Origin of the sequence: Cellulomonas sp. Y8 (genome assembly GCF_008033115.1) — a bacterium.
Taxonomy (GTDB): Bacteria; Actinomycetota; Actinomycetes; order Actinomycetales; family Cellulomonadaceae; genus Cellulomonas.
This window is the reverse complement of sequence record NZ_CP041203.1, coordinates 4,101,724-4,116,901: the sequence shown is the minus strand read 5'-3', so window position 1 is coordinate 4,116,901 and position 15,178 is coordinate 4,101,724. Positions and strand designations below refer to the sequence as shown.

General features: G+C 75.2%; 8 protein-coding genes and 1 pseudogene. 5 read left to right on the top strand and 4 right to left on the bottom strand.

Annotated elements, in window-relative coordinates:
- The first annotated feature begins 69 nt into the window (after positions 1 to 69).
- Positions 70 to 1,395: an HRDC domain-containing protein gene (locus tag FKM96_RS18620; protein ID WP_147796502.1), complete on the top strand. Its 1,326-nt coding sequence runs from the start codon at positions 70 to 72 to the stop codon at positions 1,393 to 1,395.
- Between the two features lie 289 nt (positions 1,396 to 1,684).
- The gene (locus FKM96_RS18615; protein WP_147796501.1) at positions 1,685 to 3,886 is read left to right on the top strand and encodes a 3-hydroxyacyl-CoA dehydrogenase NAD-binding domain-containing protein; all 2,202 of its coding nucleotides are present in this window, start codon (positions 1,685 to 1,687) and stop codon (positions 3,884 to 3,886) included.
- A 4-nt stretch (positions 3,887 to 3,890) separates the two neighbouring features.
- On the opposite strand, the gene pflA is transcribed toward FKM96_RS18615, so the two are convergent.
- The 4 genes from pflA to FKM96_RS18595 all read right to left on the bottom strand — a co-directional run bounded on the left by pflA (position 3,891) and on the right by FKM96_RS18595 (position 11,413).
- Positions 3,891 to 4,778, bottom strand: a complete 888-nt coding sequence (gene pflA / locus FKM96_RS18610) for a pyruvate formate-lyase-activating protein (protein WP_147796500.1) — start codon at positions 4,776 to 4,778, stop codon at positions 3,891 to 3,893.
- Between the two features lie 118 nt (positions 4,779 to 4,896).
- Positions 4,897 to 7,164: a formate C-acetyltransferase gene (pflB, locus tag FKM96_RS18605; protein ID WP_147796499.1), complete on the bottom strand. Its 2,268-nt coding sequence runs from the start codon at positions 7,162 to 7,164 to the stop codon at positions 4,897 to 4,899.
- 140 nt (positions 7,165 to 7,304) lie between these two features.
- Positions 7,305 to 9,197: a 1-deoxy-D-xylulose-5-phosphate synthase gene (dxs, locus tag FKM96_RS18600; protein ID WP_147796498.1), complete on the bottom strand. Its 1,893-nt coding sequence runs from the start codon at positions 9,195 to 9,197 to the stop codon at positions 7,305 to 7,307.
- Between the two features lie 146 nt (positions 9,198 to 9,343).
- Complete coding sequence (locus FKM96_RS18595) at positions 9,344 to 11,413, bottom strand: glycogen debranching N-terminal domain-containing protein (protein WP_147796497.1); 2,070 nt, start codon at positions 11,411 to 11,413, stop codon at positions 9,344 to 9,346.
- Between the two features lie 192 nt (positions 11,414 to 11,605).
- Here FKM96_RS18595 and FKM96_RS18590 point away from each other — a divergent pair, with 192 nt between their 5' ends.
- From FKM96_RS18590 to FKM96_RS18580, 3 genes and pseudogenes are all read left to right on the top strand, one after another.
- Complete coding sequence (locus tag FKM96_RS18590; protein ID WP_147796496.1) at positions 11,606 to 12,634, top strand: LacI family DNA-binding transcriptional regulator; 1,029 nt, start codon at positions 11,606 to 11,608, stop codon at positions 12,632 to 12,634.
- A 45-nt stretch (positions 12,635 to 12,679) separates the two neighbouring features.
- Positions 12,680 to 13,955: pseudogene (locus tag FKM96_RS18585) on the top strand (extracellular solute-binding protein).
- 4 nt (positions 13,956 to 13,959) lie between these two features.
- A complete protein-coding gene (locus FKM96_RS18580; protein WP_246855067.1) occupies positions 13,960 to 15,144 on the top strand; it encodes a carbohydrate ABC transporter permease in 1,185 nt (394 codons plus the stop codon).
- The last annotated feature ends 34 nt before the right edge of the window (positions 15,145 to 15,178 follow it).

Here is a 15,178-nt window from a genome sequence, read left to right as displayed (position 1 = left end):
GGGCCCGTGCCGGACGCCGCGCCTGCGCGCCGGGACGGGAGCGGCGCCCCGACGGCCTACGGTTGTCCCATGCAGTCAATCCCGCACCCGGCCGGTACCCCGGCCGAGGAGACCAGCGCCGCGGCCGGCGCCGACCACGACGTCCCCGCGGACGCCACCGGGCCCGCGGGGCTCGCCGAGCCCGCCGCCGTCGTCCCCCTCACCGAGCCCGCCGAGGGCGTGCCCGCCGTCGTCGACACCCCCGAGGCGTTCGCCCGCGTGGTCGCGGCGTTCGGCGCGGGCACCGGCCCCGTCGCCGTCGACGCCGAGCGCGCGTCCGGCTACCGGTACGGGCAGCACAACTACCTGGTGCAGGTGCGCCGCGAGGGCGCCGGCACCGCCCTGATCGACCCGGTCGCCCTGCCCGACCTGTCCCCGCTGTCCGACGCGCTGGTGGGCGTCGAGTGGGTCCTGCACGCCGCGTCCCAGGACCTCGGCGCGCTCGCCGAGCAGGGCATGCGGCCGTCGCGCGTCTTCGACACCGAGCTCGGCGCCCGGCTCCTCGGGCTCGAGCGGGTCGGCCTCGCCGCCGTCGTCGCCGAGCTCCTCGGCCTCGGGCTGGCCAAGGAGCACTCGGCCGTCGACTGGTCCACCCGGCCGCTGCCCGAGCAGTGGCTCCGGTACGCCGCGCTCGACGTCGAGGTGCTCGTCGAGCTGCGCGAGGTGCTCGCCGAGCGGCTGGCCGTCGCCGGGAAGGCGCAGTGGGCCGCCGAGGAGTTCGAGGCCGTGCGCCTCGCCCCGCCGCCCGCGCCGCGCGTCGAGCCCTGGCGCCGGGTATCCGGCGTGCACGCCATCCGCGACCCCCGCCGGCTCGCCGTCGTCCGCTCGCTGTGGGAGACCCGCGACGAGAACGCCCGGCAGCGGGACATCTCGCCCGGCCGCGTCCTGCCCGACGCCGCGATCGTCGCCGCCGCGCAGGCGCTCCCCCGGTCCGTGCCCCAGCTCGTGGCGCTGCCGCAGTTCTCCGGCAAGGGCACCCGACGCCGTGCCGCGCTCTGGCAGCGGGCGATCGACACCGGCCTCCAGCTCCCGGACGACCAGCTGCCGAGCAGCCGCGGACCGCGCACCGACGCCCCGCCGCCGCCGCGCGCCTGGGCCGACCGCGACCCGGCGGCCGCCGCCCGGCTGACCGCGGCGCGCGCCGTCGTCGCCGAGCTGTCCGAGACGCACACCGTGCCGGCCGAGAACCTGCTGCAGCCGGACCTGCTGCGCCGGGTGTGCTGGACCCCGCCGACCCCGGCCGACGAGCAGCACCTCGCCGAGCGCCTGGCCGCCGGCGGCGCTCGCCCGTGGCAGATCGGCCTGCTGGCCCCGCGCCTGGCGGAGGCGTTCGCCGCGGTGGCGACCCCGGCCTGAGTGCCCCGGGCGCGCCCGCGCGCTCAGACCCGCCTCCGCTCCCGGCTCCGCGGCACGCGCGCGCCCGCGTGCCGCGCCCAGCGGGCAACCGACACGTCGAGCGAGTACCCGCCGACTACTCGCCCGACGTGTCGCGTACTGGCTCGGCGATCAGGTCGGCGCGCGGCCGGCCAGCGGGCTGACCTGCGGGGCCGCGGCGCGCCGTCGCCCCGGCACCGCGACAGCGGGCACCGGCGCGGCTAGGGTCACGGTGTTCCGACCGGACACCGTCGTCCCCAGGGAGTGCCGCATGCGCCACGCCGCCACCGAGCCGTCCCCGTCGTCCGCCCCGCGCGACCCCGCCGCGTCGGGCACGCCCGCGCCGGGCGCGCTGCCCGCCGAGGCCGACGACCACGTCCTGCGCGTCACAGCCCGGGACGTCGACCTGCCGGACGGCGCCGGCGTGCTCGCCCTGCTCACGCTCACCGCGACCGACGAGCGGCGCCCCACGACCCTCGGCCCGCGCGGCCTCGCCGTCCTCCGGGACGCCCTGGACGCCGTGCGCGCCCGCGCCGAGGCCGGCGAGATCGTCGCCGTGGCGGTCACCGGGCGCCCGGGCTGCTTCGTCGCCGGCGCCGACCTCTCCGTCGCCCGGCGCCTCGACGGCCTGGACCAGACCCGTGCCCTCGCCGAGGCCGGTCACGCCGCGCTCAAGCCGCTGGGCGAGCTGCCCGTGCCGACGTTCGCCTGGCTGACCGGCCACGCGCTGGGCGGCGGCCTGGAGCTGGCCCTGCACTGCGACCACCGGGTCGCGGCCGCGGGGATCCGGTCGATCGGGCTCCCCGAGGCGTCGCTCGGGATCGTGCCGGGCTGGGGCGGGTGCTGGCTGCTCCCCCGCCTGGTCGGCCTCCCCGCCGCCGTCGACCTCGCCGTGCTGCGCCCGCTCGCGAACAACCGGCTCACCACCGCGGAGCAGGCCCTGGAGCTCGGCCTGGTCGACACCGTGCTCCCCGTCGAGGGCTTCGAGCAGTCCGCGCTCGCCTGGACCGCGGGTGTGCTGCGCGCCGGCTCCCCCGACCGCCGCGCCGCTGTCGTGCCGCCGGTGCCGGAGGGCGAGCCGGACCCGCTCGCCCGCGCCGCCACCACCCTGGACGCCCGGCTGCACGGCGCCGCCCCGGCCTACGCCCACGTCCTCGACCTCCTGGCCCGCGCGGGCTCCCGCGACCGGGAGGCGGGCTTCCGCGCGGAGGACGAGGCCCTCTCCCGGCTGCTGGCGTCCGACGAGGCCCGCGCCGCCCTGTACGCCGCGGAGCTCACCGGCCGCGGCGCCCGCCGGGCCGCCCGCGCCGAGGCGGACGACGTCGCGCCGCGCGAGGTGCGCCGGGTCGGCATCGTCGGCGCCGGCCTGATGGCCGCCCAGCTCGCCGTGCTGCTCGGCTCGCGCCTCGGCGTACCGGTCGCGATGCGGGAGGTCGACGAGGAGCGCGCCGCGGCGGGCCGGGAGCGCGTGCGCGACCTGGTCGAGTCGGCGGTGGCGCGGGGCCGGCTGCCCGAGGACGCGGGCCGCGCCCTGCTCGACGGCGTCCGGGTCGGCACCGACCTGGCCGACCTCGCCGACGCGGACCTCGTGATCGAGGCCGTCACCGAGGTGCTGGACGTCAAGCGCGCCGTGCTCGCCGAGGTCGAGACGCTGGTCCGCCCCGACTGCGTGCTCGCCACCAACACGTCCGCGCTGTCCGTGACCGCGATGGCCGACGGCCTCGCGCACCCGGAGCGGGTCGTCGGGCTGCACTTCTTCAACCCGGTCGCCCAGATGCCGCTCGTCGAGGTGGTCGCCACGCCGTCGTCGGACGCCGCGTCGCTCGCCACCGCGGTCGACGTCGCGCGGCGCGCGGGGAAGACCGTCGTACGCACCACCGACCGGCCCGGGTTCGTGGTCAACCGGGTGCTGCTGCGGATGCTCGCCGACGTCCTCGGCGCGGTCGAGGACGGCACCCCGGTCGAGGCCGCCGACGCCGCGCTGCGCCCGCTGGGCCTGCCCATGAGCCCGTTCGCGCTGCTGCAGCTCGTCGGCCTGCCGGTGGCCCGGCACGTGCTCGTGACCCTGCACGACGAGCTCGGCGACCGCTACCCCCGGTCGCCCGGCCTGGACGCGCTGGTCGAGCAGGGGCGCACCGTCGCCGCGCCCGGCCCCGCGGGGCTCCCCGTCGTGGACCCGGCGATCCAGGACGCGTTCGGCGCGCCCACCGCCGCCGGGACGCGCGCCGAGCAGGAGGCCGCCGTCCTCGACCGCGTCGCCCGGGGGCTGGCCGAGGAGATCGGCTCCCTGCTGGACGAGGGCGTCGTGCCGTCGGCGGACCAGGTCGACCTGGCGATGCTGCTCGGCGCCGGCTGGCCCGCGCACCTCGGCGGGATCTGCCCCTGGCTGGACCGCACCGGCTGGTCCGAGCGGGTGCTCGGCCACCGGCTGCTCCCGCCGGGCGTCGCGGACGCGAGCGCGACGGCGGCCTGACGGCTCAGAACACCGTCAGCCCGCGGTCCCGGAACTGCTGCCGCACCCGCGCCACCAGCTCCGGGCTCGGCGGCTCGGTGTCCTCCAGCTCGTACGCCATGCCCAGGCTCTGCCACTTGTCCCGACCCATCTGGTGGAACGGCAGCACCTCGACCCGGCTGACGGTGGACAGGGAGGCGACGTAGTCGGCGACCGCGTCAACGTTCTCCGGCGCGTCGGTGAGTCCGGGCACCAGCACGAACCGGACCCAGATCTCGGTGCCGCTCGCGGCGACCCGGCGGCCGAAGTCGAGCGTCGGCTGCAGGTCCCGGCCGGTGGTCCTCTTGTACGTCTCGGGGATGCCCGACTTCACGTCGAGCAGCACGAGGTCGATGTCCGCGAGCATCGCGTCGGAGCAGTGCGCGCCCAGGTAGCCGGAGGTGTCGATCGCGGTGTGCACGCCGAGCTCCTTGGCGCCGCGCAGCAGCCGGTCGACGAACGCGGGCTGCATGAGCGGCTCGCCGCCGGAGATCGTCAGGCCGCCGCCGGTCACGGCGAACACCGGGACGTACCGCTGGATGCGGCGCAGCAGCTCCTCGGCGAGCACGGGCTCGCCCCGGCGCATCTCCATCGTGTCGGGGTTGTGGCAGTACAGGCAGCGCAGCGGGCAGCCGGCCAGGAAGGTCGTGAGCCGGGTGCCGGGGCCGTCGACCGCGGTGACGAGCTCCCAGGAGTGCAGGGACCCCAGCTCGCCCGCGCGCATCTGCGCGAACTTCTCGCTGCGCTCCGCGTCGCTCACCGCGAGCCCCGCGGTGCCGGCCGTCGACCGCTCGTGCGAGCCGCCCGTGACGGGCAGGCCCAGCTCGATGACCGGGGCGCCGACCTCGCCGACGACGGACTGGCTGCTGCTCATGGTCGCGACCTCCTCGCGGGGTCCTGCTGGGTGGTGCGGGTGGTACGGGTGGTGCGGGGCGGGGCCGTCCGGCCCGGGGCTGCTCCCCCGGGCCGGACGGTGGTCCGCCGGTGCGGCGTCAGACGCCGCCGTGGAACGTCCGGGACAGCACGTCGAGCTGCTGCTCGCGGGTCAGCCGCACGAAGTTCACGGCGTAGCCCGACACCCGGATGGTGAGCTGCGGGTAGTTCTCGGGGTGCTCCATGGCGTCCTCGAGGGTGTCCCGGTTCAGCACGTTGACGTTCAGGTGGTACCCGGAGGACACGTTGTACGCGTCCATGAGGCCCACCAGGTTCGCCACCTGCTCCTCCTTGGTGCGGCCGAGGCCCGAGGGCACGACCGTCGAGGTGAGCGAGATCCCGTCCATCGCCTCGGAGTACGGCAGCTTCGCGACCGACATCGCGGAGGCGAGCATGCCGTGCGAGTCGCGCCCGTTCATCGGGTTGGCGCCCGGGGCGAACGGCTCGCCGGCGCGGCGGCCGTCGGGGGTGTTGCCCGTGGCCTTGCCGTAGACGACGTTCGAGGTGATGGTCAGCACCGACTGGGTGTGCAGGGAGTTCCGGTAGGTCTTGTGCTGCCGGATCTTCTCCATGAACGCCTTGGTGATCCCCACGGCGATGTCGTCCGCGCGGTCGTCGTCGTTGCCGTACGTCGGGAAGTCGCCCTCGATCACGTAGTCCGTGACCAGGCCGTCCTCGTCGCGCACCGGCGTGACCTTGGCGTACTTGATGGCCGACAGCGAGTCCGCCACGACCGACAGGCCGGCGATGCCGCAGGCCATGGTGCGGAGGATCTGGCGGTCGTGCAGCGCCATCTCGAGCCGCTCGTACGCGTACTTGTCGTGCATGTAGTGCACGCAGTTCAGCGCGTCGACGTAGGTCTCGGCCAGCCAGTCGAGCAGCTTGTCGTACTTCGCCGCCACGTCGTCGTAGTCGAGGACGTCGCCCTCGACCGGCGCGGACACCGGCGCGACCTGCTTGCCGGAGACCTCGTCGCGGCCGCCGTTGATCGCGTACAGCAGGGCCTTGGCGATGTTGACGCGAGCACCGAAGAACTGCATCTGCTTGCCGACCCGCATCGGGGAGACGCAGCAGGCGATCGCCGCGTCGTCGCCCCAGGAGGTGCGGATCAGGTCGTCGGACTCGTACTGGATCGCCGAGGTGTCGATCGAGACCTGCGCGCAGTACTTCTTGAAGCCCTCGGGGAGCCGGTTGCTCCACAGCACGGTGAGGTTCGGCTCGGGGGCCGGTCCGACGTTGTAGAGCGTCTGCAGGAACCGGAACGACGTCTTGGAGACGAGCGAGCGGCCGTCCTCGCCGATGCCGCCGATGGACTCGGTGACCCAGGTCGGGTCGCCCGAGAACAGGTTGTCGTACTCGGTGGTCCGCAGGAAGCGCACGATGCGGAGCTTGATGACGAAGTCGTCGATGAGCTCCTGGGCGAACTCCTCGGTGATCGCGCCCGAGGCGAGCTCGCGCTGGATGTACACGTCGAGGAAGGTCGAGGTGCGGCCCAGCGACATCGCCGCGCCGTTCTGCTCCTTCACCGCGCCGAGGAACGCGAAGTACAGCCACTGCACGGCCTCGCGCGCCGTGGCGGCAGGGCGGGAGATGTCGTACCCGTAGGTCGCGGCCATCCGCTTGAGCTCCTGGAGGGCGCGGATCTGCTCCGCGTTCTCCTCGCGGTCGCGGATGACGTCCTCGACCGACGGCTCCATGTCGAGCTCGTGGCGCTCGACGCGCTTGGCCTCGATCAGGGCGTCGACGCCGTACAGCGCGACCCGCCGGTAGTCGCCGATGATGCGGCCGCGGCCGTACGCGTCCGGCAGGCCGGTGATGATGTGCGACGAGCGGGCCGCGCGGACGTTCGGCGGGTACACGTCGAAGACGCCGTCGTTGTGCGTCTTGCGGTACGTGGTGAACGTCTTGGCGACGTCGGGGTCGACGTCGTAGCCGTAGGTCTCGAGCGACTTCTCGACCATGCGCCAGCCGCCGTTGGGGAACATGGCGCGCTTGAGCGGGGCGTCGGTCTGCAGGCCGACGATGAGCTCGTTGGCCTGGTCGATGTAGCCCGCGCCGTGCGACGTGATCGTCGACGGCGTGTGGTTGTCGATGTCGTAGACGCCCTTGGCACGCTCCTCGGGGAACATCGCGCTGAGCTTCGCCCAGATGCCCGTGGTGCGCTCCGTGGGGCCGGCGAGGAAGTCGGCCTCGCCGGTGTACGGCGTGTAGTTGCGCTGGATGAAGTCGCGGACGTCGATCCCGTCACACCAGGGTCCGGTGACGAAACCGTCCCAGGCCGGCGCGGTGGCGTCGGACCCGGTCGTGGGTACTGCGGTGGTGGACATCTGAAGCTCCCTCGCTGAGTGCGTCGTACTTGCGACGCTATTCACGAGGTCATGGGATGTCTTGGGACCGAGGTCCCCCGCCCGGGTCAGGGGCGCGGAAGGGCCGCGTGACGGTGCTCACGTCCCGGACCCAGGTCCCGTCAGGCGGTCGTGCGGAGCGCCGCGAGCACGTCGCGCGCGAGGTCCGGCGCGGTCAGCCGGAGCCCGGTCAGCAGCTCGTCCCGGCTCGCGTGCTCGAGGTACCGCCGCGGGACCCCGAACGCCTGCACGGGCGTCGCGATGCCCGCGTCCCGCGCCCGCAGCCCGAGCGCCGACCCGACGCCGCCCTCGCGCACGCCGTCCTCGATGGTCACCGCGTGGTCGTGCTCCCCCACGAGCTTCACGAGCGCCGCGGGCACGGGCAGCACCCACCGCGGGTCGACGACCGTCACCCGCAGGCCGTGCTGCGCCAGCAGCTCGCCGAGCGCCAGGGCGGTCCGGGCCATCGAGCCGACACCGCACACCAGCACCGAGCGCGCGGTGCCGTCGGCTCCCGCGACCCCGTGCCGCGCGAGCACGTCCACGCCGTCGACGTCGTCGACCGCGGGCAGCGCCTCGGTGAGCGCGCCCTTCGGGTACCGCACCACCGTGGGCGCGTCGTCGACGTCGACCGCCGCGCGCAGCGCCGCCCGCAGCGTGTCCTCGTCGCGCGGCGCGGCCAGCCGCAGGCCCGGGACGACCCCGAGCAGCGCCATGTCCCACATGCCGTTGTGCGACGCGCCGTCGTCGCCGGTGAGCCCGGCCCGGTCCAGCACGAACGTCACCCCGGCGCGGTGCAGGCCCACGTCCATCAGCACCTGGTCGAAGGCACGGTTGAGGAACGTCGCGTACACCGCGACCACCGGGTGCAGCCCGGCGAACGCCATGCCCGCGGCCGTCGTCACGGCGTGCTGCTCGGCGATCCCGACGTCGAACGTGCGGGCGGGGAACGCCTCCGCGAACGGCGCGAGCCCGACCGGCTGCAGCATCGCCGCCGTGATCGCCACGACGTCGGGCCGGCGACGGCCGATCCGGACGATCTCGTCCGCGAACACGCCCGTCCAGCCGAACCGGGACGGCGCGACCGGCAGCCCGGTCTCGGGGTGGATCTGGCCGACCGCGTGGAACCGGTCCGCGACGTCCTGCTCGGCCGGCGAGTACCCGCGGCCCTTCTCGGTGATCACGTGCACGATCACCGGCCCGCCGAACGACCGGGCCCGGCGCAGCGCGAACTCCACCGCCGCCTCGTCGTGCCCGTCGACCGGGCCGACGTACTTCAGGCCGAGGTCCTCGAACATCCCCTGCGGGGCGACGACGTCCTTGATGCCCTTCTTCAGGCCGTGCAGCGCGTCGTACGCGACCCGCCCGGGCGGACCGGAGCGGCGCAGCGCCCGCTTGCCCCAGGACAGCACCGTCTCGTACCCGCGGGTGGTGCGCAGCGCGTCGAGGTGCAGCGCGAGCCCGCCGATCGTCGGCGCGTAGGACCGGCCGTTGTCGTTCACGACGACCACCAGCCGGCGGTCGGTGCCGTCCGCGATGTTGTTGAGCGCCTCCCAGGCCATGCCGCCGGTGAGCGCCCCGTCGCCGACGACCGCCACGACGTGCCGGTCGCCGCGACCGGCGAGGGCGTTCGCGCGCGCGATGCCGTCCGCCCAGGACAGCGCGGTCGACGCGTGCGAGTTCTCGACGACGTCGTGCTCGGACTCGGCCCGGCTGGGGTAGCCCGACAGCCCGCCGCTCTTGCGGAGCCGGCCGAAGTCCTGCCGCCCCGTCAGCAGCTTGTGCACGTAGGACTGGTGGCCGGTGTCGAACACCAGCGTGTCCCGCGGCGACTCGAACACCCGGTGCAGCGCGATCGTCAGCTCGACCACGCCGAGGTTCGGCCCGAGGTGCCCGCCCGTGCGGGACACCTGGTCGACCAGGTAGCCGCGGATCTCCCCCGCCAGCGCCCGGACCTGCCCCGCCGACAGCGCGCGCAGGTCGGCCGGGGACCCGATGCGGTCCAGCAGCCCCATGTCCCACCGCCCGTCGCCGTCGTCCGCGCGGCTCGCGCACGAGAGGCCCCCACCCTACGGGGCGGGGTCGCCCCGGTCGCGGGCGACGTGCCCGCGACCGGCGGGCGGCTCCGGCGCGACCGCCGCGCCGGAGCCGCCCGCGGCCGTCAGGACCGCAGGTGCACCGCCACGTCGGCCTCCGCCTCGACCTGCACCGAGCCGTCCGCGCCGACCCGCACCGCGAGCGGCGCCCCGCCCAGGCGCAGCCCGCGCACGGCCACCGCCCCGAGCGGCGACGGCACCGGCGGCGCCACGGTCAGCCGGCCGCCGGGCACGTCGGGGGCCAGCCCGAGCGCCGCGCCGAGGACCGACACCGCGGCCGCCGCCGACCACGCCTGCGGGCGGCACGCCGCCGGGTACGGCACGGCGCGCGGCACGGTGCCGCGGGCGTCGCCGCCGTAGAGCTCCGGCAGCCGCTGGTCGAAGTCCTGCGCGGCCGCGAGCAGACCCTCCGCGAGCGCCGCCGCCTCCCGGGCGTGCCCGGCACGCGCCAGCCCCTGCACGACGATCGCGGTGTCGTGCGGCCACACGGCGCCGCCGTGGTAGCGCAGCTCCCAGTAGCCGGCCGACTCCGTCGACATCGTGCGCAGGCCGTAGCCGGAGTCCATGTCCGGGCCGACGAGCCGTGCGGCGACCGTCGCCTCCTCCTCGGCGGACAGGATGCCGGTGCCCAGCAGGTGGCCGATGTTCGACGTCACCGTGTCCACGACCTGCTTGTCCGCGTCCAGCGCGATGCCCGGGTAGGCGCCGCGCTCGTCCGACGTCCAGAAGGAGGCGCGGAACCGCTCGGCCAGCGCGGCGGCCCAGGCGCGCCACCGGTCCCCGCCCTCGCGGCCGAACGCGTCGAGCAGCGCGGCGCCGGCGACGGCGGCCTCGTGGGCGTAGCCCTGCACCTCGGCGAGGGCGATGGGACCGGTCGCGAGCCCGCCGGCCTTCCACTGCACCGAGTCGCCCGAGTCCTTCCAGCCCTGGTTCGCCAGGCCGGAGCCGGTCTCGTCGGCGTACTCGAGGAACCCGTCGCCGTCCGAGTCGCCGTGGTCGGACATCCAGGCGAGCGCGCGCTCCATGGCGGGCAGCAGCGCCTCGACCTCGTCGGCCGGCATGCCCCAGCGCCAGGCGTCGTGCAGCAGGCAGACCCACAGCGGCGTCGCGTCGACGGTGCCGTAGTACACCGGCGGCAGCACGGTGCCCTCGCCGGGCATCGACAGCTCGGCGCGGCGCACCTCGTGCAGGATCTTGCCGGGCTGCTCGGCGGTGGCGGGGTCGACCTTCGTGCCCTGCAGCGTCGCGAGCGTGCGCAGCGTGCCCGCCGCGAGCTCGGTGCCGAGCGGCAGCAGCATCCGGGACGCCCAGATCGAGTCCCGGCCGAACAGGGTGAAGAACCACGGGGCGCCCGCGGCCAGGAACACGTCGTCCGGCGCGAACCGGGCGCTCAGGCGCAGCGTGCCGAGGTCGGCGAGGGCCTGGTCGAGAAGGGCCGGCAGCCGGCGGTCGGCCGCCTCGACGTCCAGCGGCTGCCACTCCGGCTCCGCGCGGCGGGGCGCCGTCACCGGGCCGGCCGCGTCCGTGACGTCGAGGGTCCAGGTGGCGACGACGGGCGCGCCGGTGGCCGCCTTCACGTCCCAGGCCAGCCGCACGGTCCCGTCGGCCGCCACGTCGACGTCCGCGCCCGGCGCGGACAGCACCGCCGCCACGTCCGCGTCGGCCTGCCAGCGCGCGCCGTCGGCGGTGCGCTCGGGGGCGGGCGCCGCCTGGGCCGCCGCGCCCGACTTGATCCAGTCCATCGGCGTGCCGTCCGGGCGCAGCGCCACCTCGAGGCGCGCCGCCACGGGCTCCGCCGTCGAGCAGGACAGCGTGAGAGTCTCCGTGACCCGGCCCGGGACCACCTCGCGCAGCCGCTCCAGCCGCGCCGTGGGGTCCGCGCCCGGCCCGTCCACGGCGCGCGCGAGCAGCACCGTCCGGGCGCGCCCGGGGCCGTCCGCGCCGGACGCGACCGCCTCGGGCGCGGCGCCGCCCACGGTCAGCCGGGCGCCGGCCAGCACCCGCACGTCGCCGTGGTAGACGCCCTGGGCGCCGCGTCCGTCCGCCAGGCCGATCTGGCCGTCGGCGTCCGACCACGCCTGCGTGGGGGCGTGGACCGCGACCAGCAGGTCGTGCAGCAGAGGCTGGAGCTCCATGGGTACCTCGTCGTTCGGGAGGGGTGTGCGGTGGTCGGTGGCGAGGCCCGCCGAGACCGGATCGTGACCCGGGGCGGCCCCGCCCGGCTTGACAGGCCCGGGGGCGCTGGCAACTCTAGGGGCAACCGTTTGAGCGTTCCAATCGCAACTTGGAACGATCATATGCACACCGAGTGACGCGAGGGAGCGCCCATGGACGCCACGACCAGGCCGACGCTGGAGAGCGTCGCCCAGCGTGCCGGCGTGTCCCGCCAGACCGTGTCGAACGTGCTCAACGCGCCGCACCTGGTGCGCGCCGACACCACCGACCGGGTCCGCGCCGCCATCGACGCGCTCGGCTACCGGCCGTCCTCCGCCGCGCGCCAGCTGCGCACCGGCCGGTCCCGCGTCCTCGGGCTGCGTCTCGAGCCCGTGCACGACGGCATCAACGGCGCCGTGCTCGACCGGTTCCTGCACGCGCTCACCGAGAGCGCCCAGGCCCGCGGGTACCGGGTCATGCTGTTCACCGCCCCCGACGACGCCGGCGAGATCGCCCAGTACAGCGAGCTGCTCGACACGGCCGACCTCGACGCGTTCGTCCTCACCAGCACCCACCGCGACGACGAGCGGGCCGCCTGGCTCGCGGAGCGGGACGTGCCCTTCGTGACGTTCGGCCGGCCCTGGGGCGGCCGTCCCGACGGCGCCGCCGCGCACCCGTGGGTCGACGTCGACGGCGCCGCGGGCACCCGAGCCGCGGTCGCCCACCTGCGCCGACTCGGCCACGAGCGGATCGCCTACCTCGGCTGGCCCGACGGCTCCGACGTCGGCGAGGACCGCGCCGGCGGCTGGGCCGCCGCGATGGTCGACGCCGGGCACGACGGGTCCCTGCTCCGCCGGCTGCACGCCCGCGTCCCCGACGGCGTCGCCGCCGGCGCCCAGGCGATCGAGCGGGTGCTCGCCGACGCCGCGCCCACCGCCGTGGTGTGCGCCTCCGACTCCCTGGCCCTCGGCGCCCTCACGGTCGCCCGGAGCCAGGGCACGACGCTCGCCGTCGTCGGCTTCGACGACACCCCCGTCGCCGCCGCCGTCGGCCTGACGTCCGTGGCCCAGCCGCTCTCCGAGGCCGCACAACGCGCGCTCGACCTGCTGCTCGACCAGCTCGACGGCACCGGGGGGACCCGCAGCCGCGAGGTCCTGCTGGCCCCCCACCTGGTCGAGCGCGCGTCCAGCCGCACCCCCTGACCACCCGACCCTCCGTGCACCACCCCCTGAAGGAGAGAACCCCCCATGCAGCACCGCATCCCCGTGCGAGGACGGCGCCTCCTGGCGTCCACCGCCGTCGGCGCAGCCGGCATCCTCGCCCTGTCCGCCTGCGGCGGTGGCTCCGGCTTCGAGGACGACGGCGCCGACGCCGCGTCCACCGAGGGCGGCGGCTCGCTCAGCATCCTCATCGGCTCCTCCGGCGACGCCGAGACCGACGCGGTCAAGGCCGCGGTCGCCGCCTGGTCCGAGGAGTCCGGCGTCGACGCCACCGTCCAGGTCGCCTCCGACCTCACTCAGGAGCTCAGCCAGGGCTTCGCCTCGGGCGACCCGGCCGACGTGTTCTACGTGAGCGCCGACCAGTTCCAGACCTACGCCGCGAACGGCTCGCTGTACCCGTACGGCTCGGAGCTGGACAACGCCGACGACTTCTACCCGTCGCTGGTCGAGCAGTTCAGCTACGACGATGAGCCTCGTCTGCGCGCCCAAGGACTTCTCCACGCTCGGCCTCATCATCAACACCGCCGCCTGGGAGGCCGCCGGCCTCACCGACGCGGACGTCCCGACCACCTGGGACCAGCTGACCGACGTCGCCGGGAAGCTCACCACCGGCGACCAGGTCGGCCTCGGCTTCTCCGGCGAGTACGCCCGCGTCGGCGCGTTCCTCGCCCAGGCCGGCGGCACGCTGGTCAGCGAGGACGGCACCGAGGCCACCGCCGACTCCGCCGAGAACGTCGAGGGCCTCACCTACGTCCAGCAGCTGCTCGCCTCCGGCTCCGCGGCCTACGCCGCCGACCTCGGCACCGGCTGGGGCGGCGAGGCGTTCGGCACCGGCGCGGCCGCGATGACCATCGAGGGCAACTGGATCACCGGCGCCATGGAGAACGACTACCCGGACGTCGACTACCGCGTCGTCGAGCTCCCCGCGGGCCCTGCCGGGCAGGGCACGCTGCAGTTCACCAACTGCTGGGGCGTCGCCGCCGACTCGTCCAGCCAGTCCGACGCCGTCGACCTCGTGCAGTACCTGACGGCCACCGACCAGCAGCTCGCGTTCTCCGAGGCGTTCGGCGTCATGCCGTCGGTGCAGTCCGCGGCGGACGGCTGGAAGGCGCTGTTCCCGGAGATGACCGCGTTCATCGACTCGGCCGACTTCGCGCAGAACGTCGTCAACGCCCGCGGTGCCGCGGACGTCATCACCGACTTCAACGCCCAGCTCGAGGGCCTGAAGTCCGGCGACCCGGCCGCGATCCTCGGCTCGGTGCAGACGAACCTGCAGGCCGTGCTCGACGAGAACGCGTCCTGACACGATGACCACTCAGGCGGCGGTGCCGCTCCGCCGCCGGCGTCGCGGCCCCGGGTCCTCCCGGGGCCGCGAGGCCGCGTCGGGGTGGCTGTTCCTCACCCCGATGCTCGTCATCCTGGGCCTGTTCCTGGTGGTGCCCGTGCTCATGGCGCTCTGGGTCAGCCTGTCCGACTGGACCGGCCGCGGCAGCCCGCTGTCGTCGGACGTCGGGTTCGTCGGGCTCGACAACTACGAGCGCCTCCTGCTCGGCGGCGGCCTCGCCACCCAGGACTTCGGCACGGCGATGCGCAACAACGCGTACTACGTCCTGCTCGTCGTCCCGCTGCAGACCGCGCTCGCCCTGTTCCTCGCGACGATGGTCAACCGCGCCGCGCTGCGCGGGAAGGGCTTCTTCCGGACGGCGTTCTACTTCCCGTCCGTGACGTCGTCGGTCGCCATCACGGTGCTGTGGCTGTTCCTGTTCTCCGCCTCCGGCACCATCAACGCGATCCTCGCGAAGCTGTCGATCACCGGGCCGAACTGGTTCAACGACCCGCAGGGCGTGATCCATCTGCTGCTCGGCACCCTCGGCGTCGACTCGGCGCCCGCCGCGCTCGCGCAGCACGGCTTCCTCGGCATCTCGCTGTGGGAGTGGGCCGCCGGCCCGTCCGTGGCGATGACCGCGTTCATCCTGCTGGCGATCTTCACCACCTCCGGCACGTTCATGCTGCTGTTCCTCGCGGCGCTGCAGGCCGTGTCGGCGGAGGTCGAGGAGGCCGCGCTGATGGACGGGGCCAACGCCCGGCAGCGGTTCTTCCGGGTCACGCTCCCGATGCTCAAGCCGACCGTGTTCACCGTCCTGACCCTCGGCCTGATCGGCACCTGGCAGGTGTTCGACCAGATCTACACCGGCACCCAGGGCGGCCCGGCGAAGACCACGCTCACCCCGGCGTACCTGTCGTACACCGCGGCGTTCCAGAACAACCAGTGGGGACGCGGCGCCGCGATCGCGTTCGTGCTGTTCGCGATCATCGTGCTGCTCACCGTCCTGCAGCGGATCGTGCTCCGGGAGCGCGACGTGCCCCGCCGCAAGCGGTTCCACCGGACCCCGCCCGCTCCCCCGGCCGCCGTCGCCGCGACCGCTGCGACTACCGGCGGCCCGGGCGCCGGCGCCACGACCTCCACCTCGACGACCGGGAGCGACCGATGACCGCCGCCACCGTCACCAGCGGCACCCGGGGGTC

Bases quoted from the DNA above. Each gene is read 5' to 3' on its own strand.
- FKM96_RS18620 (WP_147796502.1), top strand. From the start codon at position 70: ATGCAGTCAATCCCGCACCCGGCCGGTACCCCGGCCGAGGAGACCAGC.
- FKM96_RS18615 (WP_147796501.1), top strand. From the start codon at position 1,685: ATGCGCCACGCCGCCACCGAGCCGTCCCCGTCGTCCGCCCCGCGCGAC.
- pflA (WP_147796500.1), bottom strand. From the start codon at position 4,778: ATGAGCAGCAGCCAGTCCGTCGTCGGCGAGGTCGGCGCCCCGGTCATC.
- pflB (WP_147796499.1), bottom strand. From the start codon at position 7,164: ATGTCCACCACCGCAGTACCCACGACCGGGTCCGACGCCACCGCGCCG.
- dxs (WP_147796498.1), bottom strand. From the start codon at position 9,197: ATGGGGCTGCTGGACCGCATCGGGTCCCCGGCCGACCTGCGCGCGCTG.
- FKM96_RS18595 (WP_147796497.1), bottom strand. From the start codon at position 11,413: ATGGAGCTCCAGCCTCTGCTGCACGACCTGCTGGTCGCGGTCCACGCC.
- FKM96_RS18590 (WP_147796496.1), top strand. From the start codon at position 11,606: ATGGACGCCACGACCAGGCCGACGCTGGAGAGCGTCGCCCAGCGTGCC.
- FKM96_RS18580 (WP_246855067.1), top strand. From the start codon at position 13,960: ATGACCACTCAGGCGGCGGTGCCGCTCCGCCGCCGGCGTCGCGGCCCC.